Annotated in this window: 20 protein-coding genes; 12 read left to right on the forward strand and 8 right to left on the reverse strand. The window is 62.6% G+C overall.

The window, feature by feature from the left end; all coding sequences use genetic code 11:
- Positions 1-120: 120 nt before the first annotated feature.
- Positions 121-771 (forward strand): AbiU2 domain-containing protein, encoded by a 651-nt coding sequence (locus tag BN1132_RS19900; RefSeq protein WP_157005326.1) that lies wholly within the window; start codon positions 121-123, stop codon positions 769-771.
- A 310-nt stretch (positions 772-1,081) separates the two neighbouring features.
- Here BN1132_RS19900 and BN1132_RS04945 read toward each other — a convergent pair whose 3' ends face one another.
- Entirely contained in the window at positions 1,082-1,909 is an 828-nt protein-coding gene (locus BN1132_RS04945; protein ID WP_042075536.1) for a bifunctional transcriptional activator/DNA repair enzyme AdaA, read from the reverse strand.
- A gap of 51 nt (positions 1,910-1,960) precedes the next feature.
- Complete coding sequence (locus BN1132_RS04950; protein WP_042075537.1) at positions 1,961-2,725, reverse strand: SDR family oxidoreductase; 765 nt, start codon at positions 2,723-2,725, stop codon at positions 1,961-1,963.
- Between the two features lie 341 nt (positions 2,726-3,066).
- Here BN1132_RS04950 and BN1132_RS04955 point away from each other — a divergent pair, with 341 nt between their 5' ends.
- Together BN1132_RS04955 and BN1132_RS04960 are read left to right on the forward strand one after the other, a co-directional pair.
- Positions 3,067-4,446 carry a leucine-rich repeat-containing protein kinase family protein gene (locus BN1132_RS04955; RefSeq protein WP_042075538.1) on the forward strand — a complete coding sequence of 460 codons (1,380 nt, stop codon included), beginning with the start codon at positions 3,067-3,069 and terminating at the stop codon, positions 4,444-4,446.
- A 164-nt stretch (positions 4,447-4,610) separates the two neighbouring features.
- Entirely contained in the window at positions 4,611-5,258 is a 648-nt protein-coding gene (locus BN1132_RS04960) for a thiopurine S-methyltransferase (protein WP_042075539.1), read from the forward strand.
- A 305-nt stretch (positions 5,259-5,563) separates the two neighbouring features.
- On the opposite strand, the gene BN1132_RS04965 is transcribed toward BN1132_RS04960, so the two are convergent.
- Complete coding sequence (locus tag BN1132_RS04965; protein WP_042075540.1) at positions 5,564-8,338, reverse strand: insulinase family protein; 2,775 nt, start codon at positions 8,336-8,338, stop codon at positions 5,564-5,566.
- A 162-nt stretch (positions 8,339-8,500) separates the two neighbouring features.
- On the opposite strand from BN1132_RS04965, the gene sixA reads away from it, so the two are divergent.
- The 3 genes from sixA (at position 8,501) to BN1132_RS04980 (ending at position 10,428) form a co-directional block, all read left to right on the forward strand.
- Complete coding sequence (gene sixA / locus BN1132_RS04970; protein ID WP_042075542.1) at positions 8,501-8,968, forward strand: phosphohistidine phosphatase SixA; 468 nt, start codon at positions 8,501-8,503, stop codon at positions 8,966-8,968.
- 133 nt (positions 8,969-9,101) lie between these two features.
- Positions 9,102-9,308: a DUF1107 domain-containing protein gene (locus BN1132_RS04975; protein ID WP_005324080.1), complete on the forward strand. Its 207-nt coding sequence runs from the start codon at positions 9,102-9,104 to the stop codon at positions 9,306-9,308.
- 199 nt (positions 9,309-9,507) lie between these two features.
- On the forward strand, positions 9,508-10,428 hold the full coding sequence (locus BN1132_RS04980; protein ID WP_042075545.1) for a DMT family transporter: 921 nt from the start codon (positions 9,508-9,510) through the stop codon (positions 10,426-10,428).
- 48 nt (positions 10,429-10,476) lie between these two features.
- On the opposite strand, the gene BN1132_RS04985 is transcribed toward BN1132_RS04980, so the two are convergent.
- The gene (locus BN1132_RS04985) at positions 10,477-12,093 is read right to left on the reverse strand and encodes a peptide ABC transporter substrate-binding protein (protein ID WP_042075547.1); all 1,617 of its coding nucleotides are present in this window, start codon (positions 12,091-12,093) and stop codon (positions 10,477-10,479) included.
- Between the two features lie 372 nt (positions 12,094-12,465).
- Here BN1132_RS04985 and fbp point away from each other — a divergent pair, with 372 nt between their 5' ends.
- The gene (gene fbp / locus BN1132_RS04990; protein WP_042075549.1) at positions 12,466-13,500 is read left to right on the forward strand and encodes a class 1 fructose-bisphosphatase; all 1,035 of its coding nucleotides are present in this window, start codon (positions 12,466-12,468) and stop codon (positions 13,498-13,500) included.
- A 92-nt stretch (positions 13,501-13,592) separates the two neighbouring features.
- Here the strand turns inward: fbp and mfd are convergent, their stop codons facing one another.
- Positions 13,593-17,057: a transcription-repair coupling factor gene (mfd, locus tag BN1132_RS04995; RefSeq protein ID WP_042075551.1), complete on the reverse strand. Its 3,465-nt coding sequence runs from the start codon at positions 17,055-17,057 to the stop codon at positions 13,593-13,595.
- 42 nt (positions 17,058-17,099) lie between these two features.
- Positions 17,100-17,675: a PilZ domain-containing protein gene (locus tag BN1132_RS05000; RefSeq protein ID WP_042075552.1), complete on the reverse strand. Its 576-nt coding sequence runs from the start codon at positions 17,673-17,675 to the stop codon at positions 17,100-17,102.
- Between the two features lie 279 nt (positions 17,676-17,954).
- On the opposite strand from BN1132_RS05000, the gene BN1132_RS05005 reads away from it, so the two are divergent.
- The 3 genes from BN1132_RS05005 (at position 17,955) to lolE (ending at position 21,209) form a co-directional block, all read left to right on the forward strand.
- Positions 17,955-19,190 (forward strand): lipoprotein-releasing ABC transporter permease subunit, encoded by a 1,236-nt coding sequence (locus tag BN1132_RS05005; protein WP_042075554.1) that lies wholly within the window; start codon positions 17,955-17,957, stop codon positions 19,188-19,190.
- Positions 19,191-19,269: 79 nt separating this feature from the next.
- Positions 19,270-19,968 carry a lipoprotein-releasing ABC transporter ATP-binding protein LolD gene (gene lolD / locus BN1132_RS05010; protein ID WP_042075556.1) on the forward strand — a complete coding sequence of 233 codons (699 nt, stop codon included), beginning with the start codon at positions 19,270-19,272 and terminating at the stop codon, positions 19,966-19,968.
- Positions 19,968-21,209, forward strand: a complete 1,242-nt coding sequence (gene lolE, locus BN1132_RS05015) for a lipoprotein-releasing ABC transporter permease subunit LolE (RefSeq protein ID WP_042075558.1) — start codon at positions 19,968-19,970, stop codon at positions 21,207-21,209. The genes lolD and lolE overlap by 1 nt, the downstream gene beginning before the upstream one ends.
- Positions 21,210-21,284: 75 nt before the next feature.
- Here the strand turns inward: lolE and yfbR are convergent, their stop codons facing one another.
- Together yfbR and BN1132_RS05025 are read right to left on the reverse strand one after the other, a co-directional pair.
- Positions 21,285-21,875, reverse strand: a complete 591-nt coding sequence (yfbR, locus tag BN1132_RS05020; RefSeq protein ID WP_042075561.1) for a 5'-deoxynucleotidase — start codon at positions 21,873-21,875, stop codon at positions 21,285-21,287.
- 71 nt (positions 21,876-21,946) lie between these two features.
- Positions 21,947-22,381 carry a YccF domain-containing protein gene (locus BN1132_RS05025; protein ID WP_042075563.1) on the reverse strand — a complete coding sequence of 145 codons (435 nt, stop codon included), beginning with the start codon at positions 22,379-22,381 and terminating at the stop codon, positions 21,947-21,949.
- A 430-nt stretch (positions 22,382-22,811) separates the two neighbouring features.
- On the opposite strand from BN1132_RS05025, the gene tig reads away from it, so the two are divergent.
- Together tig and clpP are read left to right on the forward strand one after the other, a co-directional pair.
- Positions 22,812-24,122, forward strand: a complete 1,311-nt coding sequence (tig, locus tag BN1132_RS05030) for a trigger factor (protein WP_042075565.1) — start codon at positions 22,812-22,814, stop codon at positions 24,120-24,122.
- A gap of 86 nt (positions 24,123-24,208) precedes the next feature.
- The gene (gene clpP, locus BN1132_RS05035; RefSeq protein WP_005324106.1) at positions 24,209-24,832 is read left to right on the forward strand and encodes an ATP-dependent Clp endopeptidase proteolytic subunit ClpP; all 624 of its coding nucleotides are present in this window, start codon (positions 24,209-24,211) and stop codon (positions 24,830-24,832) included.
- Positions 24,833-24,862 lie beyond the last annotated feature (30 nt).

Consider the following 24,862-nt stretch of genomic DNA (forward strand, 5'->3'; position numbering starts at 1 on the left):
ACAACACGTGCTATTTTTACTATGCGCTGGTTTCAGTGATTAAGGTGGTTTATAGCGGTATTTGTATTATGTTACCCCCATAACAGAATGTTATGAGCAGATGAAATAAAGGTAATCAATATGGATGAGCATCTTCAGAAAGTATTTGACCGAATGAAGCAAGAACTGAATCATATTCATTACAGGTGGACTCTATATCGTCAAATTTTTGGAACTAATTCAAGTAGGATTAAGCTAATAAATAAAACATCTTCAAGCGTTTTTGTAGAGTTTCAGTGGTTGATAATTGATTACATGGTTATGTCTTTGAGTAAGCTAACTGATAGGGCCAGAATGCAAGGAAACAACAATTTGTCATTCCATTACCTAATCGAGAAAGTCAGAGGGAACGGTAATGTTGAGCTCACAGATGAATTAAATGCTGAACTTGAAGTGCTGACAATTGCATGTGAAAAATTTAGAGAAATTCGTAACAAACGAGTTGCGCACAACGATCTAGTGGTTGCTCTAGATGAATATGATTCTCCTCTTCCTGGAGTTTCAAGAGCAGATATTGAGAAGGCTCTTTTTCATGCTCGAAACGTAATGAATAAAGTCGAATTACACTTCAATGACAGCCAGACCCTATATGAGGAAATAATTATTCCTCTTAAAAATGATGGGCGATCAGTACTTATTTGGTTGCAAAAAGGGTTAATGTACGAACAACTCGAAGATGAGGGCCTTATTGAGTGTGGAAAATGGCGAGAGCTGGGTGACCTGGACGCATAGCAAGTGCCGTAGGGTGCAATGAAATTGCACCGCTAATTTTGTGCCTCATATCTTGCATAAAGCAGCTCAGCAAATGGTGCAATGCGCTGCGCTTATTGCACCCTACGTGTCTCTTTGTCAATTCGATGGGGGTGACATAGCTGAGCACAATGCCTCGCCAAAGCAACAAAAGGGGCTGTCTGCGCCCTGACTCTTCTAATGTTCCCGTTTTATATCGCATCCTGCTCGTTTGGCGCTACCTGATTGTCTGCTGCCTCACAACCAACACTCCAGTTTCTCCCCCATCAGGGCGAGTAGAAAAAGGCCATGTTCACTCATACCTTGCCGCTTCCCAGGCGTGTATCGCCTGTTTGCGGGTCTCGCCCCAGTGATAGCCGCCGAGTTTGCCGTTTTGCTGGATGACTCTGTGGCAGGGGATCATCAAGGCGACGGGGTTGGCGCCCACCGCCAGCCCCACGGCGCGGGCGGCCTTGGGGTTGCCGACGGCGCTCGCCACCTGGGCGTAGCTCACCACCTTGGCGGGCGGGATCTGCAGTAGCGCCCGCCAGACGCTGATCTGAAAGTTGGTGCCGCTCACGTGCAAGGAGATGGGGCGATCCGGCGTCTTGCTGCCATCGAACATGGTGTGGATGACCCCCTGGGTGCGTGATGGCGCTTCTCTAAGCTCTGCCGCTGGCCAGCGCTGGGCGAGGGCGGCCAGGGGCGCCTCTGGGGCCTGGTCATCGAGAAACGAAAAGTTGCACACCCCCCGCGGGGTCAGGGCGACGAATGCCTGGCCGAAGGGGGTGTCGTGCACCCCGTGATCGATGACCAGCCCGGCGCCGCGTTGCTTGTACTCGCCCGGCGTCACCGCTTCGAGCTGCACGAAGTGATCGTAGAGCCGCGAGCCGCTGCTCAGGCCCAGGGTATCGGCCACCTCCAGCAGCGGGCGTGACTCCTGCAGCAGCGCCTTGGCCCGCTCCAGGGTCAGTACCTGCAGATAGCGCTTGGGCGTCACCCCGGCCCAGCGGCTGAACAGCCGCTGGAAGTGAAAGGGGCTTAAGTGAACGTGCGCCGCTATCTCGTCCAGGGTGGGCTGGCGCGCCACCTGGCCTGCAATAAAGGCAATGGCATCACTGATGCGGGCATAATCGGACATAAGGCGCTCTCACGATAAGGTTGCGGTCGCAGGATGTTGGGGGCGACAAGGTCATGTGCGACAAATAGATACCCCACCATCGGCCAGCAGGGCAATGCCGGTGGTAAAGCTGGATGCATCGGACGCGAGATAAAGGGCCGAGCGGGCGATCTCCTCCGGTTGGGCCAGGCGCTTGAGGGCATGCATATGCTGCACAAAGGCGAGACTCTCCGGCGTATCGGTAAAGGCGCGTCCCATGGGGGTGTCGGTACCCCCCGGCAGCAGGGCGTTGACCCGCACCCCCTGTGCCCCATATTCGGCGGCCAGCACCTGGGTCAGGCCGATGAGGCCGGCCTTGCTCGCCGCATAAGCCGCCATGCCGGGCAGCCCCAGGGTATGGCCGACGAAGGTGGAGGTAAAGATAAGGGAGCCGCCCCCGCGCGCAAGCATGGCGGGGATCTGGTACTTGGCCCCCAGAAAGGCGCTGGTGAGGTTGGTCTCCAGGGTCTCCTGCCACTGGGTCAGCGCCATCTCCTGTACGCTGCCCGGCGTCCCCGTGGTGCCGGCGTTGTTGAAGGCAACGTCGAGCCCGCCGAAACGCCCCACGGCCAGCTCCACCAGGGCGCTGGCGTAAGCTTCGCTTTTCACATCCCCCGCCAGGCTCACCGCCTGGCCCCCGCATTCCCTGATCTCCTCCACCAGCGCATCCAGCTCGGGCTGGCGGCGGGCACCCAGGACGACGCTGGCCCCCTCCCGGGCAAACAGGATGGCACTGGCGCGGCCGATGCCGGAGCTGGCGCCGGTGATGATGGCGACCTTGTTGGACAGTTGTGACATGGCAGTTCCCTCGCTGGTGTGTTGTGCGGGCGCACAGGGTTGGTAGTGGGTTGGAACCCCAATGGATTCGGCTCTCAATAGGTTCGAACCCACTTGGGTTTGACCCCGCTCAGGCCCCACTATGGCAACCGGCCCTCGCTGGCACGACCCGGATCTTGCTCTCTTTGCCCTCGCGTCGCTTTGCTGCGCGCTGATGGCGGCCCTTGCGGCAACAAAACAGGGGATCTTCGGCCGTCATTCTCTATAATGCCCCCTCTTTTTTTGACTGCAGGTTTGACTGCCGGGCCAACCACCGGCGGCGCCGTTGGCCGCGAGCCGGCCACCCTGATTGAGACGATGTCATGCATACCCTGGAACAGCTTCGTGCAGGTAAACTCTGCGGCGCCCGCCACCTGAAACTCGCTGAAGGACTCACGGTTTTCCCGCCCGAGATCCTGAGCCTCAAGGAGACGCTGGAGGTGCTGGATCTCACCGGCAACCAACTGAGCGAGTTGCCGGACGGTTTGGCCGAATGCAAGAAACTGCGCATTCTCTTCTGCTCCGAGAACCGCTTCACCGAGTTGCCCGAGGTGCTGGGGCGCTGCCCCGCGCTCACCATGGTGGGCTTCAAGGCCAACCGGATTGAAGTGGTCTCCCCGACATCACTGCCCACCAAACTGCGCTGGCTTATTCTGACCGACAACGAGATTGAGTCGCTGCCGGACGAGCTGGGCCAGTGCAATGCCCTGCAAAAGCTGATGCTCTCGGGCAACCGCCTGCGCGAGCTGCCGGCAAGCCTGGCCAACTGCCACCGGCTCGAGCTGTTGCGCATCGCCGCCAACCGGCTCGAGGTCTTCCCCGACTGGCTGCTGGCGCTACCGCGCCTCAGCTGGCTCGCCTACGCGGGCAACCCCTTCAGCGACAGGCTGGAGCGTCGGCTGGGGCAGTGCGCCTCGGTGGCCGATATCCCCTGGGCTGCCCTGACCCTGGGCGAGTTGCTGGGGCAGGGGGCGTCCGGCGTGATCCATCGTGCCGGGCTGGATGGGGAGGAGGGGACGCAGGCGGTGGCGGTCAAGCTCTTCAAGGGGGCCGTGACCAGCGACGGTCTGCCCCGCTGCGAGCTGGCGGTGTCGCTCGCCGCCGGCTACCACCCCAACCTGGTCGGCGTGGTGGGCAGGGTGGGGGATCACCCCTCCGGGATCCCGGCGCTGGTGATGGCGCTGATACCCCCGGATTATGTCAACCTGGCGGGGCCGCCCAGCCTGGACTCCTGCACCCGGGATGTCTATCCGGCCGGGGTGCGCTTCACACCCGCCGCGCTGCTCAGCCTGGCGCAGGGCGTGGTGAGCGCCGCACGGCATCTGCACGGGCGGGGCATACTGCAAGGCGATCTCTATGCCCATAACCTGTTGCACTCTGTGCAAGGCAAAGAGCAAGGAGAGGGGCAAGAACAAGCACAGGGCCGGGTCCTGCTCGGCGACTTTGGCGCCGCCTCCTGTTACGACCGAGCCGATGAGGTGTTGGCCGGGCGGTTGGAGCGCCTGGAGGTACGGGCCTTCGGCTGCCTGCTGGAGGAGCTGCTGGCGCGCTGTGATGCCCGGGATGACGATCTTGAGGCGCTTCATCGTCTGGCCGAAGAGTGTCTGCTGGACGCCGTGCCTCAGCGCCCCTCCTTTGCGCGCATCGCCGCACGGCTCGACGCAGCGCTGGCCCGGCTTGTGGCCGAGCCGGTGGCGGTATGACCCTCCGGCCGGGAGCCATCCCTCTCAAGGCTACGGGGCTGGGGCCTATCCAGGCAGGTCACGGCTTGTTTTGCAAAAAGGGTGGGGACGGACGGAGCGGGGCTTGCACCGCCTCGGTGAAGTTGTGATAGTGATGCATCATTGCAGATGACGGGAGGATGAGGATGGAAGCGGCGTTTTGGCATCAGAAGTGGAAAGAGAACCGGATTGGCTTTCATCAGGCAGACTTCAACCGCTGGCTGCAATCCTGGTGGTCTGCCCAGCAGGGGGACGAACCCGTGCTGGTGCCCCTGTGCGGCAAGTCCCGCGACATGCTCTGGCTGCGCGAGCAGGGTCATCCGGTGGATGGCTTCGAGCTCTCCGGGCTCGCCATTACCCAGTTTTTCGGCGAGAACAAGCTGAGTGCAGAGACAAGCGAGGTGGGCCCCTATCAGTGCCACCGGCACGAGGATCTGCGCATCTACCAGGGGGATTTTTTCGCCGCCCCCGAGCTGGGTCGACGTTATCGGCTGGTCTATGACAGGGCCGCCCTCATCGCCCTGCCGACGGCCATGCGCCGCCAGTATGCGACCCTGATGAGCCGCATGGTGGAGGCGGGGGGACAGATCCTGCTGGTGACCCTCGAGTATCAACCCGAGCAGCAGCAACAACCGCCGTTCTCGGTGGGGGAGATGGAGGTGCGTACCCTGTTCGAGCGTGACTTTGGCGTGGAGGTGCTGGGCCGGGCGGCGGAGCTGGATCACCCCAGAGTGCTCTCGGGGCAGCTCTCCTATTTCGATGAGGTGGCCTATCGCCTGATCCGCAGGGGGTGAGGCAAAACTGTGATCCCGCCTGACAAAGCGACAGGCGCCTTCCCCTTTCTTACCTCCTTTGACATAGATCAACGTGGTAAATCGGGGGAATGCCTAAGATGAGGCTGTTTCTCAATCACTGCTGGTGCCGACTGATGGGCTCTGGTTTGAACTCTCAGGCCGACCATCAACCCAGTGTCTGATTTTCACGCTCATGTTCACTTTTGGCGGCTCTGTCGCAATTGTTTTATGGTTTTTCCAGCCGACCCCCAGGGGTCGGCTTTTTATTGCCGGCGAGCGAGAGTCGGGGGAGGGGCGAGGCGGGATCAGGCCTCGAAGGTGGCGGCATTGAGCCGAAACGCCCTGGGGTCGTCGATGAACTGGCCGGTGATCCGCTCGTCGTGCTCGTGGCCCAGGCCATAGCTGCAGAGGATCAACCGATCCGAGGTACGTGAGCGCAACTGGGTGATAAAGCGCACCAGATCGGCGCGACTGAGCCTGCCCACCTCCTCGCGTACCCGCTCCCGCTGATCGAAGCCCAGATCCTTGTTGCCTATGCTGACCCAGAGCCGCTGGCCGCGGCTGCGCAGGTTGGCATCCCGCTCGCTGAGCTGGGCCTGCAGGCCCGCCTTGCTGTCCTGCCACTGCTGCTCGGTGAACTCCAGCATGGCGAGCGGGAAGAGATCGATGAACTCTTCCACCGCGTCCAGCAGGATCTGCGGCCCCGCCACGGGGGACTGGATATAGAAGATGAGGCCCGGGTGGCGGTTGAGGGGCAGGTTGCCGGCCCCCACCACGTAACCGAGCTGCTGGCGGGTGCGCAGCTCGTGGAAGAAGGTGGAGGACATGATGTGGTTGGCCAGGGTGAAGCAGGCGAGATCCCGTGCCCGGGTGGTGCGGGACTGGTAGTAGACCAGGAGCGCCGAGTCTTCGTGCTCGCAGCCCTGCTCGCGAATGAGGGTGCCCCTATCCTGGATGGAGATGAGGGGGCGGCGGGTCTCGGCGCTGGGCTGACTGCTGGGACCGAGGTGGCGCTCCAGCAGGGACGCGAGTTCGAGGGCCTCGGCCGCCGTCCAGTCGCCGTGCACCAGGGTCTCGATGTGCACCTCGGCGAAGAGCCGGGAGACGAAGTCGGGCATCTCGCCAAGTTCGATGGTGCGCAGGTGGCGCAGCAGTTGCTCGAACGGCGGGTTGTTGGGTTGCAGCAAACTGGTGAGCTGGTTGAACAGCTGGGAGATGGGGCGGGTCTTGGACTGGTTCTCCCAGTTGCGGATGAGCTGCTCCTTGATCTCGCTGAAGCGCGCCGGATCCGGATACCCCAGGGTGCGGTTGCCGAGGATCATGTCGAGCAGCAGCGGCTGTTTGTCGGCAAAGCCGCTCAGGTTGATGGTAAAGCCTCCCTGATGGGCATAAATCTGGTACCCGAGCCCGGCGAGCTCGGCCGGGTAGGTGAGGGCGTTGAGGTGGTCGGTGAGCAGCTCCACCGCAAGCCTGGCCATGGCGATGTGACGCGGGCTTCTGACCGCATGTTCGCTGTCGATGGAGATATAGAGGCTGCCCTTGGGCACCCCAAACAGGTGCTCGTGCAGGTGCCAGAGGCGGAACCCTGGCCTGTCGATGAGGCAGGCGGGCATGTCGGCGGTCAGTGCCGGCAGGCGGGCGTCGAGGCGGCTGCTGATGAAGGGGTTGGGCGCCGGCAGGTGCAGGGCGGGATCGGGCTGGCTCTGTTGCCAGCGGATCTTCTCCGCCTCCGTGATGGTGGCCACGCCGTAGGGGGTCTGATACCAGCGGGCCAGGCGATCCGTGCTCACCTCGGGGGCCTGGATGGTCACCCTCAGGTTGTGGGGGGTCAGCTTGGCGAGGAAGCGCCGGATCAGCGGCTCGTCGAACTCGCGCATCATGTAGTCGCCGTGGAGCAGATCGTCCGGGGCATAGCTGAACAGGTTGAGCACCAGCCCTGAGACGGTATCCAGCGCCCGGCCCCGCTCCTGGAAGCGAAACGCGGACTCCAGCACGTTGCGTTTCTCGTCATAGCGCCAGGCCTGCACCCCATCCCGCTCGATGAGTTTCAGATAGCCGAACAGGGCGGCGATGATCTCGTCCACATGGTCAAGCCCGAGGGGGGTGAGGCCGAAGCTCACGCCAAAGTCCTTGAAGTTGGCGCCGCTGATGCCGCCGCCGGCGGCGAGCTGGTTGACCCAGCCCCTGCCCTTGAGCAGGGAGAGCAGGCTGCCTTCCCCTTCGTAGCCGATAAGGTGGCTCAGGAAGGTGAGGGGCTTCTTGTCGTAGAGGGCATCCACGCTCGGCAGCGGGAAGGTCAGGGCCAGCTTGCGGGTCTCCTTGACCGGCTTGATCTGGATGCGGATGCCGAGATCATCGAGCCGGTAGAGGGGCACCGACAGGGCCGGCGGGCCCAGGCGGCGATCCGGGATGGCGCTGAAGAAGCGATCACACCAGGCCAGCTGGGTATCGATGGAGGCCGGCGAGAGCATCACCAACGCCATGCGATCCGCGCTGTAGTGGGTCTCGTAGAACGCAAGGAGGTCGGAGCGCAGATCCCGCCCCGGCAGATCCGCCAGGGTGTCCAGATTGCCGACCGAGAACTTGGCGAAGGGGTGGGCCGGGTTGACCGTCTCCTTGTGCACCTGATAGCTGCGGCGCACGTCGTCCTGCAGCTTGAGGCGATATTCGGAGTCGACCGCGTTGCGCTCCTTGTCGACCCACTCGGGGGCGAAGGTGGGGCAGATGAAGAACTGGGAGAAACGATGAAGCCCCGCCTCGAAGAAGCCGTTGTCGATGTCGAAGAAGAAGTTGGTGAACTCGGTCCCGGTCCAGGCGTTGTTGCTGCCCCCGTGGCGGCTCATGAACTGCTGATATTCGCCGGGTTTGGGATAAGTACGAGTACCGAGGAACAGCATATGCTCAAGGAAATGGGCCATGCCCTGGCGATCGACGGGGTCGTCGAAATGGCCGGTGTTGACGGCCAGGGAGGCGGCCGATTTGTCTGTCTGTGGATCGCAGATCAACAGGACCCTGAGCCGGTTAGCCAGCTCCAGATAGTGATACCGCCGATGGTCGTTGGGACTGGCATATGGGCTCATTGGGGCGTGACTCGCGGTGAATTTATTTGAATTTAAACATGATTATCGACCTCGCTATCTCACGAGGCAAACCCTTTTCTGAGAGGTAGCGCAATTGTTTCCCCCGGCATGGCGGGGTAAGATCCCCCGGCTATTTAAACAGGCCCCCTGGGCGAGGTTGTAATGAAAATCTACATCATGCGTCATGGCCAGGCTGGCATGAACGCAAAGACTGATGAACAGCGTCCACTGACCGAACAAGGCATTGAAGAGTCCATCCACATGGCATGCTGGCTGGCTCCCCAGCTGACCGGCTCCCTGAGCCTGGTGATCCACAGCAACTACCTGCGTGCCAGACAGACCTGGCAGGCCATCGCCCCCGAGCTGCCCGAGGCCCTCAAGGTCGAGGAGAGTGGCGAGATCACCCCCTATGGCGATCCGGCCTTTGTGGCGAGCTACCTCACCGCGCTGGCGGCGGAGCACGACAACATTCTCATGGTCAGCCACCTGCCTCTGGTGGGGTATCTGGTGCAGAGCCTCTGTCCGGCTGCGGGCGCCCCCATGTTCGCCACCTCCGGCCTGGCCTGCATCGAGTGGCAAGATGGCAAAGGGGCCTTGCTCTGGCTGGAAGGACCGCATACAATACGGTAAAAGTTAATAAAAAGTTACAGATTGGTTTTTTGGGGAAGAGATAGGCGATTTTTCCGGTTTTTTATATAAATTTAACGGAATTATTTCGCAGAAGCTGCTGTCATACGGATACAACTGCAAGAGGTTGCAAACGATGAGAGTATTCAAGAAGTACCTGCCACTGATGGTGGCGAAACATGTCAAAACCTTCTTCAAGGGGCGCATTTATATCCACGGCAGGGGGCGCTTCGACTTCCAGTCGGGTTTGCTGATGATGCCGCTGCAGGCCGACATTCCCCATCGCCAGACGGTGCTCGAGGTCAACGAGCTGATTTCGAGGCTTCATATGGATGCCGCCTGAGGCACCCAGGGTTGACCCTCTTCCCCCATCATGCCCGCCCCAGTGCGGGCATGATGCGTGATGGCCCTGGGGAAGACCGGGAGGGCCGCCTTCATCCAGGCTGACGCAACATCGTCGCCCCTGCATCAGAGCGCTTGCTTATCCCGTTTGCCTCTCTATACTCCCGCGAAATACCCGCCCCCTTTCTCTGGATATCGCGATGCACACCGCCTTCCTGTTTCCCTTCTCCTGCATGGCCATCTGGGCCGGCAACGGCATCGTCAGCAAGCTGGCGGTGGGCGTGCTCTCGCCGGCGGCTCTGGCCTGGTCGCGCTGGATGGTGGCGGCCCTGGTGCTGACCCCGTTTCTGGCCCATCGGGCCTGGCGGGATCGTGCCAGGTTGCGGGCCGGTTTCTACCAGCTGGCGGTGCTGGCCCTGCTCGGCATGGTGCTGAACCAGACCTTCGGCTATTACGCGGCCCAGACCCTGGGGGCCACCGAGATCGGGCTGATGATGGGTCTGACTCCGCTGATGACGGTGCTGCTCAGCATCTGGCTGCTGCGCGAACGGCCCACCTGGGGCGCCCTGCTCGGGGGCGTCATCTCCCTCTTCGGGCTAGGCATCCTGCTGGGGCAGGGGGATCCGGCCCGGCTGCTGACCCAAGGCATTCATATCGGCTCCGTCTACATGCTGCTCTCGGCGGCCACCTATGCGCTCTACAGCGTGCTGCTCAAACGCTGGGATCTGGGTCTGGACAACTGGTCCATGCTCTACGGTCAGGTGCTCTGCAGCCTCTTGTTCCTCACTCCTTTCTATCTGCTGGTGGACGGGCACTGGCCGGATGGCAGCGCCCTCTGGCTCATCCTCTATGCGGGGATCCCGACCTCGGCCCTCTCCCCCTGGCTCTGGATGCAGGGCATCGCCCTGCTCGGGGCGAGCCGCACCGCCATCTTCATGAACCTGCTGCCGGTGATGACGGCGGCGCTCGCCATCAGCTGGCTCGGGGAGCGGCTCACCAGCTATCACCTCATCGGGGGCGGCATGACCCTGCTGGGGGTCCTGCTGGCCCAGTTGCTGGTCAGGCCCGTGAGGGTGCGCAGGCGGGCCCGGCTGGCGATGGCGAGCTGTCAGGAAGACTGAGATAAAAAAGACCGCCTCGAAGGCGGTCTTTTGCGATTCCGGGGCGGTTTATTGCGCCGTCAGATAGAGATCCTTGGCATAGACCAGGTCTTGCGGGTTCTGATAGGGGTAGCCCTTGACATTGGGCTTGAGCAGCCGGGATTTCACGTAGAAGTAGACGGGGGCGATGGGGGCCTCTTTGTCGATCAGCACCTCCGCCTGCTGATAGAGCCGGTTGCGCTCGGCCGGATCCTTGGCGTCATGGGCCTTGGCCAGCAGGGCGTCGTACTCCTTGTTGAACCACTTGCCGCTGTTGGCGCTGCTGCTGGAGGTCATGATGTCGAGGAAGGTGGAGGCATCGTTGTAGTCCCCGTTCCAGGAGTAGCGGCTGACCCCGAAATCCCCTTCGTTCAGGGCCGACACCATGGTCTTCCACTCCATGTTGTTGAGCTCCGCCTTGACCCCCAGGTTGTGCTTCCACATGGAGGAGATGGCCAGCGCTATCTTCTTGTGCCCCTCGTTGGTGTTGTAGAGGATGTCCACCTCAAGCGGCTTGTCCGGGCCGTATCCGGCCTCGCCGAGCAGCGCCTTGGCCTGCTTGATGCGCTCCTCCTTGCTCATCAGCTCGCTGGCCGGGCGCTTGAGCTCGAAGCCGTCCACGCTCGGCGGGGTCAGGCTGAAGGCCGAGAGCTGACCCTGTCCCAGGATCTTCTCCGTGATGGTGTCCCTGTCGATGGCCAGGGAGAGCGCCTTGCGCACCCTGACGTCGTCGAAGGGTTTGCGCTGGGTGTTGAAGACGTAGTAGTAGGTGGCGAGCAGGGGGGCGCTGACCAGCTCGTCCGGGCTCTGGCGCTTGATCTGCTGATACTGCTCCAGGGGATAGGTGGTGTAGTGCAGCTCGCTCGCACGATAGCGGTTGTAGGCCGCGGTATCGGAGACGATCTCGAGATAGACCACCTTGTTCAGCACTGTGTGCTGGTTGTCCCAGTAGTGGGGGTTGCGCTCGGCGATGAGGCGCTCGTTCGGGGTCCACTCCTTGAGGGCGAAGGCGCCGTTGGAGACGATGTTGCCCGGCTTGACCCACTCATGACCGAACTTCTCGATGGTCGCCCTGGGCGCCGGGAAGGTGGTGTAGTGGGAGAGGGTCTTCAGGAAGAAGGGGACCGGGTTTTTCAGGGTGATCTGCAGGGTGTGATCATCGAGCGCCTTGATCCCCAGGGCATCGGGTTTGGCCTTGCCCTGCACCACCTCGCTGGCGTTGGTGACGCCGGTCAGCTCGATGAACCAGGCGTAGTTGGAGGCGTTCCTGGGATCCGCCGCCCGCTGCCAGCCATAGACGTAGTCTGCCGCCGTCACCGGCTCGCCGTTGGACCATTTGGCATCGGGTCTGAGCTTGAAGGTGTAGACGGTGCCCGTGGCGTCGAGCTCGTAGCCAAGGGCGCCGGCCGCCTGCAGCTTGCCGTTGCCATCCAGGGTGTAGAGCCCCTCGAACAGATCGTTGACGACGTCGCTGCCCGCGCTCTCTTCCACCATCTGGGGATCGATGGAAGCAGGCTCTGTGCCTATGTTGCGCACGAAGACTTGCTGGGCATCCGGCAGAAGCTGGGTGCCTTCAGGCACCTGGGCGGCCAGGGAGGGGAGGGCGAGCAGGGCGGCAACCGCGCCGGCAATGAGAGTCCTTTTCATTGAATATCCTTATGTTTTTTTGCTTCCAAAGCCTGGCCAGTGTGCGGGATTGAGGGGGAGATCTCAAGAGGCTCCCAACAGGCGGAGCCGGGAGGGGACTGTATGGGGGGGAGATGGAGAGAGACGACGACCAGGTGCATTCTTGTCACGAATTAACATGACCATAGAGGTCGAATGAACCCGATTTTTTCGGCGAATGTTCCAGCCATGGCGGGCTTTCTGGCGATTTATGCGCCGCCTTAATTCGCTGCAAAAACAAAAAACAGGCGTTACATTAGGTTACAAAACAACGCTGCCGGGGATCGGCACTTTTTTTGCCGACACTTGCAAACGTTTTCAACGGCCAACGGAAACGATCTTAAAGGAACAAGAATGCGAAACATGATCACCATGGGCGAGTTCATCGTCAAAAAGCAGGCGGACTACCCGACCGCGACCGGCGAGCTGACCTCCTTGCTCAGCTCCATCCGCCTGGCCGCCAAGGTGGTGAACCGGGAGATCAACAAGGCGGGGTTGGCGGACATCATCGGCTCCATGGGGGCCGAAAACGTGCAGGGGGAGGTGCAGCAGAAGCTGGACGTTTACGCCAACGAGCGCTTCAAGGCGGCGCTGGAAGCCCGTGGCGAAGTGTGCGGCATGGCCTCCGAAGAGGAGGAAGACTTCGTCTCCTTCGATTCCGAGCTCTCCCGTCACTCCAAGTACGTGGTGCTGATAGATCCCCTCGACGGCTCCTCCAACATCGACGTCAACGTCTCGGTCGGGACCATCTTCTCCATCTATCGCCGGGTCAGCAAGCCGGGCTCCGGGGTCACCCTGGAGGACTTCCTGCAGCCGGGCCACCGCCAGGTGGCGGCCGGTTACGTGGTCTACGGCTCCTCCACCATGCTGGTCTACACCACCGGCTTTGGCGTCAATGGCTTTACCTACGACCCCTCCATCGGCTGCTTCTGCCTCTCCCACGAGAACATCCGCATTCCGGAAGAGGGCAAGATCTACTCCATCAACGAGGGCAACTACATCAAGTTCCCGGACGGGGTGAAGAAATACCTGAAATACTGCCAGGAGCGTGACGAGGCGACCCACAGGCCCTACACCTCCCGTTACATCGGCTCCCTGGTCTCCGATTTCCACCGCAACCTGCTCAAGGGCGGCATCTACATCTATCCGTCCGGCACCAACTCTCCGAACGGCAAGCTGCGCCTGCTCTACGAGTGCAACCCCATGGCGTTCCTGGTGGAGCAGGCGGGTGGCAAGGCCTCAGACGGCTTCGGCCGCATCATGGATATCCAGCCCACCGCCCTGCACCAGCGCACCCCCTATTTCGTGGGGTCCACCAAGATGGTCGAGCGGGCCGAGGCCTTCATGCGGGAGTTCTCCGCCCACGAGGACCCGGCCAGCCAGGCGTGATCCGCGGACGATGAATCGTAGGTAAAAAAACGGGAGCCTTCAGGGCTCCCGTTTTATTTGGGCGAGCGGCTCGCCGCTCCATCACCGCCACCTCAGTGGCTGGCGTGACTGGCGAGATCCGCCAGCAGTCCGTCCACCAGCTTGAGCCTCATGACCCTGTCCTGGGTCGGCACCTGGAAGCGCAGCCGGGTCGGCCCGTCCATCTTGTAGATGCGTGGCTGCTCCGAGAGCAGCTTGACCAGATAGGCCGGATTGACCCTGGTTTCCTGGGTGAAGTCCAGATAGCCGCCGCGCTCGCTCATCTCCACCCGGCGAATGCCCAGCGCCGTGGCGCGCTGGCGGAAGGCGGCCAGCTCCATGAGGGTCTTGGTCGGTTCCGGCAAGAGGCCGAAGCGATCGATGAGCTCCACCTTGAGTTCGCGCAGCTCCTGCTCGTCCGCCGCGCTGGCGATGCGCTTGTACATGGACAGACGCATGTTGACGTCCGGGATGTAGTCGTCCGGCAAGAGGGCGGGCAGGCGCAGCTCCACCTCGGTGTGCTGGCTCATGAGCTGCTCCAGGGAAGGCTCCTTGCCATGTTTCAGCGCCTCCACCGCCTGCTCCAGCATCTCCATGTAGAGGGTGAAACCCACCGATTCGATCTGGCCGCTCTGATCGTCGCCGAGCAGCTCGCCGGCGCCGCGGATCTCCAGATCGTGGGTGGCCAGCGCAAAACCGGCGCCGAGATCTTCCAGCGACGCGATGGCCTCCAGCCGCTTGGCCGCATCCTTGGTCATCAGCTTGGGATGGGGGGTGAGCAGGTAGGCATAGGCCTGGTGGTGGGAGCGACCGACCCGGCCCCGCAGCTGGTGCAGCTGGGCCAATCCCAAGTGATCCGCCCTGTCCATGATGATGGTGTTGGCGCTCGGCACGTCGATGCCGGTCTCTATGATGGTGGTGCAGACCAGCAGGTTGAAGCGCTGGTGGTAGAAGTCCGACATGATGCGCTCGAGGTCTCGCTCGCGCATCTGGCCGTGGGCGATGCCGATGCGCGCCTCTGGCACCAGCTCCGCCAGATCGGCGGCGCACTTCTCGATGCTCTCCACGTCGTTGTGCAGGTAGTAGACCTGACCGCCGCGCTTCAATTCCCGCAGCACCGCCTCGCGCACCACAGCCGGCTCGTGCTGGCGCACGAAGGTCTTGATGGCGAGCCGCTTGGCGGGCGGGGTGGCGATGATGGAGAGATCCCGCATGCCGGACATCGCCATGTTGAGGGTGCGCGGAATGGGGGTGGCGGTGAGGGTGAGGATGTCCACGTCGGCCCGCAGCGCCTTGATCTTCTCCTTCTGGCGCACCCCGAAGCGATGCTCCTCGTCGACGATGAGCAGGCCGAGATCCTTGAAGGTGAGCTCCGAGCCGAGCAGCTTGTGGGTGCCTATGATGATGTCCACCTTGCCATCGGCCAGCTCTTTCAAGACGCCGGTCTGCTCCTTGGCGGAGCGGAAGCGGCTCAGCACCTCGACCCGCACCGGCCAGTTCGCGAAGCGATCGCGGAAGTTGTCGTAGTGCTGCTGGGCGAGCAATGTGGTGGGCACCAGCACGGCCACCTGCTTGCCGCCGTGCACCGCCACGAAGGCCGCCCGCATCGCCACCTCCGTCTTGCCGAAGCCCACGTCGCCGCATACCAGGCGGTCCATGCTCTTGGCCTGGCACATGTCGCCGAGCACGGCGTTGATGGCGCCCAGCTGATCCTCGGTCTCCTCGAATGGGAAGCCGGCGGCAAACTGGCGGTAGGCCTCGCGGTCGTGCTTGAAGGCAAAGCCGGCGCGCGCCGCGCGGTGGGCATAGACGTCGAGCAGCTCGGCCGCCACGTCGCGCACCTTCTCGGCCGCCTTGCGCCGCGCCTTGACCCAGGCCTCGCCGCCTAGCTTGTGGCTGGGCGGGTTGTCGGAACCTGTGTAGCGGCTGATAAGGTGCAAACTGGTGACCGGCACGAACAGCTTGTCGCCGCCGGCGTATTCCAGGGTGAGGAACTCGGTGGGCAGGCCGCCGGCGTCTATGGTTTCCAGCCCCAGATAGCGGCCGACCCCGTGATCGAGATGCACCACAGGCTGGCCCTGGGTCAGCTCGCCCAGGTTTCGGATCACCGCATCCGAGCTCAGGTTCTTGCTCTTGTCCCGCTGCCGTTTGCTGCGGATCTTGCCGCCCAGCAGCTCGGTTTCGGTGATGAGGGCCAGCGCCTCCTGCCCCGGCTCCTGCAACAGGAAGCCCCGCTCAAGGGGGCAGACCAGGAGCCCGTGGCGCGCCTCGCTACCGAGGAAGGCATCGAGGGAGGCAAACTCCCGGGGTTGCAGGTTGATCCGCGCGAGCAGATCCCCGAGCCCCTCGCGCCGCCCCTCGGACTCCACCGCAAACAGGGTGCGTCCGGCAAAGCCTTGCAGGAACTGGCCGAGGGCCAGCAGGGGCTGCTCCTTGCTGTGATCGAGCTGCAGGTCGGGCAGGGGAGCGAGGGGCAGATCGTGCTGGCCCGCGCCGCCGTCACCGGCCGCCTCCTGCAGGCGTACGGCACCATAGTCGCCGAGGGCGGCGAAGAGCTGCTCCACCGGCAGGTAGATGTGCTGGGGCGGCAGCAGGGGACGGGTGTTGTCCCAGCGCCTGTCTTCATAGCGCTGGCCGATGTCGTTCCAGAAGCGCTGGGCCGCGGGGTAGATCTCCCCCACGGTGAGCAGCAGGGTGTTCGGCGGCAGATAGTCGAACAGGCTGGCGGTCTGCTGGAAGAAGAGCGGCAGGTAGTACTCGATGCCGGCGGGCCAGCGTCCCTTGCTCACCTCCTGATAGACGGAGCCCTCGGCACGGGAGATCTCGAACTGCTCCCGATACTGGCCGCGAAACAGCTCGATGGCCCCCTCGTCGGTGGGAAACTCCCGGGCGGGCAGCAGGCTCACCGACTCGACCGGCTCGCTGGAGCGCTGGCTCTCGGGATCGAAGGGGCGGATGCTGTCCACCTCGTCGTCGAAGAAGTCGATGCGATAGGGGCGGCTGCTCCCCATGGGGAAGAGATCCAGCAGGGAGCCGCGGGCGGCGAACTCGCCGTGCTCCAGTACCTGCTCCACCGCCACATAGCCCGCCTCGGCGAGGCGCCCCCGCAACTGCTGCAGGTTGAGGCGCTGGCCGCTTGTCACCATCAGGCTGTACTTGTCGAGGTAGGCCTGGGGGGCCGTGCGCAGCATCAGGGTGGAGATGGGTACGATGAGCACGCCGTGGCTCATCTGCGGCAGCCTGTAGAGGGTCTCGAGCCGCTGGGAGATGATGTCCTGATGGGGGGAGAAGCTGTCGTAGGGCAGGGTCTCCCAGTCCGGGAACAGCAGCACGGGGCAATCCTGATCGGCCAGCAGGAAGCCGAGTTCCTGTTCGAGGCGCAGGGCGCTCGGGGTATCTGCGGTCACCAGCAGAACGGGGCGGCGAACCTCCCGGGTGAGGCGGGCGGCGACCAGTGCCAGGCTGCTGCCGATCAGCTGGCCGAACGTTAACTTCTGGCCCGCCTTGGCGGGCAAGGCGGGGAGTGTCATTGGCATCATGGGATTCTTTCTGGCGTTGGCGTGTTTGTTGGCGTGGACGGATTAGCGCTGGCGCTCCTGGGCACGCAGCTTGAGCTGTTTTGACTGCACGTGGAGGCTGGCGCGCACCAGCAGCTCCCGGTCATCCTCGCGGATCCGCACGTAGTCGAGCACCACGTGGGTGCCGTGCTCCCCGGGCTCCCGCTGCTTGACCTCGCCATAGCAGTAGACGGCGGAGGCCTCCTCCCGCAGGAAGATCTTGAGCCGCACTATCTGGTGCAGTGCCGGCGGTTCCCCGTGGCCCTGGCGCGGATGGAGGTAGGTGAGCTGGCCGGCACCGAAGCGCAGGGTATGGAAGCGATGCTCGGGATGATCCTGCGCCGCCAGCACATAGCCCATGATCATGTCGATCTTGCGGGACTGCTGGTTGATGATCTCCACCAGATCGTGCATGGATTCGTTCTGGTTGCGGATCAGGCGGCTGCTGACCAGGTCGATGGAGGTGATGGCGGAGGCGATGCGAAAGGGCTCGGGCAACTCGGCCTCCAGGGCCTCCAGCGTCGGCAGGTGGAAGTCGGCCGGCATGGGGATCACATTGACCGGCATGGCATGGGTGACGCTGAAGAACTGTTCCTGCATGGGGCTATCCCTTGTTGTCTTAACGATGTCGCGGTAGGGGCCGTTGGCGTTTCATCGCGACGCGGGGCTGGCGTGCCCGAGCGGGCCGTCACGGGGCCCGTCCCTGGCAAAAGGCGCGGATCATGGCGCCAGGGAGGGTTGCAAAACCCGGTGAGGGAGCGGCCACCGCCTGCGTCCTGCACCGGATCCGGCGCCACTTGCCGCAGCGACGCGGCTTGCGTTGAAGCGTCAACAGACCCTATTATCCGGCATCTTATTTTGTTGGCAACGTAGATATCCTTGAAGACCGGACTTTTTCAGCCACTCTCGCTGGCCATCGGCCTGCGTTACGCAGGCTCGCGACGCAGTAACCGCTTCGTCTCCTTTATCTCCCTGTTCTCCACCTTTGGCATCGCCATCGGGGTCGCCGCGCTTATGGTGGTCATCTCGGTCATGAACGGATTCGAGGGACAGCTCAAGGGGCGGATCCTCGGGGTGATCCCCCATGTGGTGGTGACCAACCAGGCCGGGCGCATGGCGGCCGAGCCAGAGGGTCTGCCCGATCTGGCCGGGCTGCCCCACGTGGTGGCCACGGCGCCCATGCTCGACAGCGAAGGCATGCTGCAAAGCCCGGGCCAGCTCACCGGCGTCAGCGTGCAGGGCATCGATCCGGCCCGCTGGCCCAAGGATGACATCCTGCACACCCAGATGCTGGGGGGGCGCCTGGACAGCCTGCAGCGCGGTGAATACCACATCGTACTGGGGCAGGGGGTGGCCAACCGGCTCAAGGTCTCCATTGGCGACCAGGTGCGCCTCATCCTGACCGAAGGCACCCGTTTTACCCCCTTTGGCCGAGTCCCGGCCCAGCGCCTCTTCACCGTCTCCGGCATCTTCGGGGTCGGTGCGGACGTGGACAGCCAGGTGGCGCTCATCGCCCTGGGGGATGCCCAGCGCATGCTGCGCCTGCCTGCGGACCAGGTAGGCGGCATTCGCCTCTGGCTCGACGATCCCTTCGCCGCCGACGAGGTGATCAAGACCGTCCTGCCGGACGGGCTGGAGTGGCAGGACTGGCGCCGCGAGCGCGGCGAGCTGTTCCAGGCGGTGGCCATGGAGAAGCGCATGATGGGGCTGATGCTGGTGCTCATCATCGCGGTCGCCACCTTCAACATCCTCTCCGCCCTGGTGATGGTGGTCACCGACAAGGAAGGGGAGGTGGCCATACTGCGCACCATGGGCATGAGCGAGTCCGGCATCGTCAAGATCTTCATGGTGCTGGGGGCGTCGAGCGGCGTCATCGGCGCCCTGGTGGGCGGCCTTGCTGGGCTGGCGCTCTGTCTCGGTCTCAACCCCCTGCTCGATGGGCTGGGGCTCAACCTCTATATGGCGGCCGGCGGGGCCGGTCTGCCGGTCATCGTCGAACCGGCCCAGGTGGTGACCATCCTGCTGGGAGCCGTGCTGCTCAGCTTCAGTGCCACCCTCTATCCGGCTGCCCGTGCGGCCCGGGTAAAACCGGCCGAGGCACTGCGTTATGAATAGTGCCGTGAATCATTCGTCTTCTGTTGCGACCCCCGGTGCGAGTGCCGGCGTCGTGACTGGTATATGTGGAGTCCCCTGTATGAATCAACCCCAGTCCCGTGAGCCGCTGCTGCGCTGCCAGGCCCTCAACCATGTCTACAAAGAGGGCAATCTGGAGACCCAGGTGCTCAAGGGGATCGATCTCTGTGTCGCCCCCGGCGAAATGCTGGCGGTGGTGGGGAGCTCGGGCTCGGGCAAGACCACCCTGCTGCACCTGATGGGGGCGCTGGACAACCCCTCCAGCGGCACCGTGCTGTTCAAGGGGCAGGACATCCATGGCTGGGACAGCCGTACCCAGGCCAGATTCCGCAACCAGGAGCTGGGTTTCGTCTATCAGTTCCACCACCTGCTCTCCGAGTTCAGCGCGCTGGAAAATGCCGCCATGCCGCTGCTGATCGCCGGTGAGTCGGTGGCGGTCGCCACCGAGAAGGCGAGCAGGATGCTGGGACGGGTGGGGCTCTCCCATCGCCTCCACCACCGTCCGTCCGAGCTCTCCGGCGGCGAGCGCCAGCGGGTGGCCATCGCCCGGGCGCTGGTCAACGAGCCCAGCCTAGTGCTGGCGGACGAGCCCACCGGCAACCTGGACCACGCCAGCGCCACCGCCGTCTACGAGCTTCTGTGCGAGCTCAACCGCGAGCTCGGCACGGCGTTCGTGGTGGTCACCCATGACTTGAGCCTGGCCGCCAAGCTGCACCGGCGGGTGACCCTGGTGAGCGGCATCATGGCGGAGGTCGCCTGATGTTCAAGCCGCTGCCCCTCTTCCTGGGCCTGCGTTACAGCCGCTCCCGCCGTCGCAACGGTTTCATCGCCTTTATCTCGGCCTCCTCCCTCATCGGCATCGCCCTCGGGGTGATGGCGCTGATCCTGGGGCTCTCCGCCATGAACGGCTTCGAGCGGGAGCTCAAGAACCGGGTGCTCTCCGTGGTGCCCCACGGCGAGCTCATCGGCATGGAGGCGCCGCTGCCGGACTGGCCGAGGCTCAGAGATTACCTGCTGGCCCAGCCGGGGATCGAGGCGGCTGCCCCCGTCATTCGCCTGGACGGCCTGCTGGAGCACGGCTCGGCGATCAAGGGGGTGCAGGTGCGTGCCGTGCTGCCCGAGCTCGAGGCCAATCTGTCCGATGCGGGCAAGTACATGACGGGGCGAGGCTTTCGCGAACTGCAGGCGGGCGAGCACGGCCTCATCCTCGGCAAGACCATCGCCGACAAGCTGGGGGTCAAGATAGGGGACTCGGTCGCCCTGCTGCTGCCCCAGGGGGGCGATGCTACCGGCATCAAGAACCCGAAGCGGGAGGTGCTCAAGGTGGTGGGCCTGCTCGAGATCGGCGGCCAGCTCGACGGCCTGCTCGGTTTCATGCATCTGGCCGACGCCCAGGCCATCACCGGCATGGGTAGCGCCGTGGAGGGCTTCAGCCTCAAGGTGAGCGACGTGCTCAAGGCGCAGTCCATCACGGTGGCGGCGGCCCAGAAATTCCCGCACTACGTCTACATCAGCAGCTGGATGAGCCGCCAGGGCTATCTCTATCAGGACATCCAGATGGTGCGCACCGTGATGTACGTGGTGATGCTGATGGTGGTGGCGGTGGCCTGTTTCAACATCGTCTCCACCCTGGTGATGGCGGTGAACGAGAAGCGCAGCGAAATCGCCATCCTCAAGACCATGGGGGCGAGTCCCGGCCAGATCCGGCTCACCTTCGTCATCCAGGGCATGGTGAACGGGGTGGCGGGTGCCCTCCTGGGCGCCCTGCTCGGCGGCCTGCTCTCCAGCAAGCTGACCCAGATCCTGGGCGCCATCGAAGGGGTGATCGGCCACCGTTTCCTCAACCCGGACATCTACTTCATCGACTTCCTGCCCACCGAGCTGCACATGCAGGACGTGGGCATAGTGACAGGTGCGGCCATCCTGATGAGCCTGGTGGCGACCCTCTACCCCGCCTGGCGGGCGAGCGGCCTGGTGCCGTCGCGGGAGCTGGGACACTGATCCGGACACCACCACGGTGTCAAAATAAAGAAGGGCCCGCCGGCATTGCCGACGGGCCCTTCGCATTTGCGGGGGTCAATGGGCGTTCAGCTCGTCCAGGGGAAGCGAGAAGCTCGGCACAAAGACATCGATAAAGTAGCGCATGGGCGGGTTCATCCGCTCGGTCAGCATCTGTTCGAGGCGCTTGCGCGCCGGCTCGAACTCCCGGTTGCCGACGCTCAACTCCTCCAGGCACTTGGTGTAGGCGCAGAGGGTGTCGGCGTCCTTCACCAGTCGGGCGAGGTCGTCATCCTGGGCTGCCGAGTCGAGCAGGGGGCGAAAATCCTCCACCAGCTCAGGCGGCAGCATCCCCAGCAGGCGCTGCTCGGCCGCGAGCTCGATCTTCTTGTATTCCCGGGCAATCTCGGGATTGAAATACTTGACCGGGGTGGGCAGATCCCCGGTCAGCACCTCGCTGCCGTCGTGGTAGAGGGCCATGACGGCGGCGCGATCGGCATCGACATGGCCGCCGAACAGCCGGTTGCCGATGACGCCGAGGGCATGGGCCACCATGGCCACCTGCAGGCTGTGCTCGGCGATGTTCTCGGGCTGGATGTTGCGCATCAGCGGCCAGCGGTAGATGAGCCGCATGCGGGAGAGGTTGGCGAAGAAGTGGCTGGGGAGCATGGGGGCCTCGAACTGGGAAATGAAAAGGGCAGACCCTAGTCTGCCCTTTTTTTCGGTTCCAGGCATCGCCCTCAGCGAATATAGCGGCCCGACTCCGCCTCATGGTTGGTCACTATCATCTGGCCGATGGGGGCCAGGCTGATGAGCGCCAGCTTGAGATGCTGGATGCCGAACGGGATGCCGACGATGGTGACGAAACAGGCCAGCGCCGAGGCGATGTGGCCGATGGCGAGCCAGACACCGATCAGCACGAACCAGAGGATGTTGCCGATCATCCCGAGCGCGCCGGTGCCGATGTCGCTCTGGCCCGTCATGGCCTTGCGGCTTACCGCCTGCTTGCCAAACGGGAAGAAGGTGAAGGTGCCGATGACGAAGCAGGCGCGCCCCCAGGGGATCCCGATGAGGGAGACGAAGCAGAGCAGCCCCGCCAGCCACCAGGCCAGCCCCATGAAGACGCCTCCCAGTACGAACCAGAGCAGATTGAACAAGAAGCGGAAAAAGGACATGTGGGTGACTCCAACAGCACGTTAATTGGTTGTCACCATAGCGAGCCCTGCCGGGGGACGCAATGGCACAGGCGAGAAGGTGGACAATTTGGGTCGCAACACGCCATTTTGGCGGTCGATTGGGGCAGGATGGCGATCAAAATGGCCCGTTCGCCGTGAAAAAGAGTGAGCCAGTGCAAATTATTGCGGATCGATTGCTTGAACTCGGTGCAAGGCTTCCCCATATAGGAGAAAGTCTTGCGCAAATTGTGCTGTCTGTGCCCCGGATGGGGGACGTGCGGCTCGACGCGACCACTGCACGCCGCTATAATGTCGCGTCATATTTTCTCATCACAAAGACAGTCGTTGTCTTTATAAACAGGAAGACTCCGGGTTCGCCCGGGGGCAATAAAGGGTCAGCACACAGTGCTGAGTTGAACGAGGTAAAAGAATGCAAGTTTCTGTAGAGACAACCCAGGGTCTGGAACGCCGTCTTACCATCACTGTACCGGCCGCTACCGTTGACGCCGCCGTGCGCAAAGAATTGAATGGCCTGGCCAAGACTCGTCGCATCGACGGTTTCCGTCCTGGCAAGGCTCCGGTTGCCATCATCAAGAAGATGTTCGGTGCCATGGCTCACGCCCGTGTTGCCGATGAAATGATGCAGAACAACTTCATCAAGGCCATCATCGAGAACAAACTGAGCCCGGCCGGTGCGCCGACCATGGATCCGAAAGAGATCAAGGAAGGCCAGGACTTCGAATTCACCGCTACCTTCGAAGTGTACCCGGAGTTCGAGATCGCCGGTCTGGAGAGCATCAAGGTCGAGAAGCCGGTTGCCTCCGTCAAGGATACCGATCTGGCCAACATGATCGACACCCTGCGCAAGCAGCACGCCACCTGGTCCGAAACTGACGCAGTTGCCGCCAACGGCATGCGCGTGACCCTGGACTTCGTCGGCTCCATCGACGGTGAAGAGTTTGACGGCGGCAAGGCCGAAGGCTTCACGCTGGAACTGGGCGCCGGTCGCATGATCCCGGGCTTCGAAGACGCCATTCTGGGCAAGAAAGCGGGCGACGAGTTCACCATCGACGTGACCTTCCCGGCCGACTACCACGCCGAAGCCCTGAAGGGCAAGGCTGCCAAGTTCGCTTCCAAGCTGCACAAGGTTGAAGAGCAGATCCTGCCCGAACTGACCGAAGAGTTCGTCAAGCGTTTCGGCATCGAGAGCGGCAGCGTTGAAGAGCTGAAAGCCGAAGTGCGCAAGAATATGGAACGCGAACTGGCCCAGGCCCTGAAAAACAGCGTGAAAGAGCAGGTGCTAAACGGCCTGGTTGAAGCTAACCAGATCGATCTGCCGAAGGCTGCCGTTGCCCAGGAAATCGACACCCTGCGTCAGCAGGCTCTGCAGCGTTTCGGTGGCTTCCAGGGCGGCAACGCCCCCGAGCTGCCGGCCGAGCTGTTCCAGGCCCAGGCCGAACGTCGCGTACGCGTTGGCCTGCTGCTGGGCGATGTGATCCGCACCAACGAGATCAAGGCTGACGAAGCCCGTGTGACCAGCATCATCGAGTCCATGGCCACTGCCTACGAAGATCCGAAGGAAGTGATCGAGTACTACCAGCAGAACGAGCAGATGCTGAACGGCGTGCGCAACCTGGCCATTGAAGATCAAGCCATCGATCTGATCCTGTCCAAGGCGCAAGTGACCGAGAAAGAAGTGGCCTTCGACGAAGTGATCAACAAGTCCGGTGCCGCTGCCTAAGAACATTTGACTTAAGGTCAAAACTGTTAAGTATAATGGCTCGTGTGATCTCCACTCGGGCCATTTTATTTTAGGGACAATGCCTTATGTACAAGAACTATAACGATGTGACTGAATCCCCACGCAATGCGCTCATCCCTATGGTGGTCGAGCAGACGGCTAAGGGTGAGCGTTCCTACGACATCTATTCCCGTCTGCTCAAGGAGCGGGTGATCTTCTTGACCGGACAGGTCGAGGACCACATGGCGAACCTGGTGGTGGCCCAGTTGCTGTTCCTGGAGTCCGAGAATCCGGATCAGGACATCAGCATCTACATCAACTCGCCAGGTGGCGCCGTCACTGCGGGTATGTCCATCTATGACACCATGCAGTTCATCAAACCGGATGTCAGCACCGTCTGCATGGGGCAAGCCTGCTCCATGGGGGCCTTCCTGCTGGCCGGTGGCGCCAAGGGCAAGCGTTTCTGCCTGCCCAATGCCCGTGTGATGATCCACCAGCCGCTGGGCGGCTTCCAGGGTCAGGCTTCTGACATCCAGATCCATGCCCAGGAGATCCTGAAAATCAAGAATACCCTGAACGATCGTCTGGCGTTCCATACCGGCCAGGACATGGCCACCATCGAGCGCGACACCGACCGTGACAACTTCATGTCGGCGGAGCAGGCCGTGGCCTATGGTCTGGTTGACGGCATCCTGAGCCAGCGCGGCTGAGCAGGGTATCCCGTCCTGTTGTAAACTCAA

The organism is Aeromonas sanarellii (assembly GCF_000820085.1).
In the GTDB taxonomy this organism is placed as follows: Bacteria; Pseudomonadota; Gammaproteobacteria; order Enterobacterales; family Aeromonadaceae; genus Aeromonas; species Aeromonas sanarellii.

Coding starts and splice junctions, on each gene's coding strand:
- BN1132_RS04950 (WP_042075537.1), bottom strand. CDS start 2,725: ATGTCACAACTGTCCAACAAGGTCGCCATCATCACCGGCGCCAGCTCC.
- BN1132_RS19900 (WP_157005326.1), top strand. CDS start 121: ATGGATGAGCATCTTCAGAAAGTATTTGACCGAATGAAGCAAGAACTG.
- lolD (WP_042075556.1), top strand. CDS start 19,270: ATGAATCAACCCCAGTCCCGTGAGCCGCTGCTGCGCTGCCAGGCCCTC.
- BN1132_RS05000 (WP_042075552.1), bottom strand. CDS start 17,675: ATGCAGGAACAGTTCTTCAGCGTCACCCATGCCATGCCGGTCAATGTG.
- BN1132_RS05025 (WP_042075563.1), bottom strand. CDS start 22,381: ATGTCCTTTTTCCGCTTCTTGTTCAATCTGCTCTGGTTCGTACTGGGA.
- BN1132_RS04965 (WP_042075540.1), bottom strand. CDS start 8,338: ATGAGCCCATATGCCAGTCCCAACGACCATCGGCGGTATCACTATCTG.
- clpP (WP_005324106.1), top strand. CDS start 24,209: ATGTACAAGAACTATAACGATGTGACTGAATCCCCACGCAATGCGCTC.
- BN1132_RS04985 (WP_042075547.1), bottom strand. CDS start 12,093: ATGAAAAGGACTCTCATTGCCGGCGCGGTTGCCGCCCTGCTCGCCCTC.
- BN1132_RS04980 (WP_042075545.1), top strand. CDS start 9,508: ATGCACACCGCCTTCCTGTTTCCCTTCTCCTGCATGGCCATCTGGGCC.
- lolE (WP_042075558.1), top strand. CDS start 19,968: ATGTTCAAGCCGCTGCCCCTCTTCCTGGGCCTGCGTTACAGCCGCTCC.
- BN1132_RS04955 (WP_042075538.1), top strand. CDS start 3,067: ATGCATACCCTGGAACAGCTTCGTGCAGGTAAACTCTGCGGCGCCCGC.
- fbp (WP_042075549.1), top strand. CDS start 12,466: ATGCGAAACATGATCACCATGGGCGAGTTCATCGTCAAAAAGCAGGCG.
- tig (WP_042075565.1), top strand. CDS start 22,812: ATGCAAGTTTCTGTAGAGACAACCCAGGGTCTGGAACGCCGTCTTACC.
- mfd (WP_042075551.1), bottom strand. CDS start 17,057: ATGATGCCAATGACACTCCCCGCCTTGCCCGCCAAGGCGGGCCAGAAG.
- sixA (WP_042075542.1), top strand. CDS start 8,501: ATGAAAATCTACATCATGCGTCATGGCCAGGCTGGCATGAACGCAAAG.
- BN1132_RS04960 (WP_042075539.1), top strand. CDS start 4,611: ATGGAAGCGGCGTTTTGGCATCAGAAGTGGAAAGAGAACCGGATTGGC.
- BN1132_RS04945 (WP_042075536.1), bottom strand. CDS start 1,909: ATGTCCGATTATGCCCGCATCAGTGATGCCATTGCCTTTATTGCAGGC.
- yfbR (WP_042075561.1), bottom strand. CDS start 21,875: ATGCTCCCCAGCCACTTCTTCGCCAACCTCTCCCGCATGCGGCTCATC.
- BN1132_RS04975 (WP_005324080.1), top strand. CDS start 9,102: ATGAGAGTATTCAAGAAGTACCTGCCACTGATGGTGGCGAAACATGTC.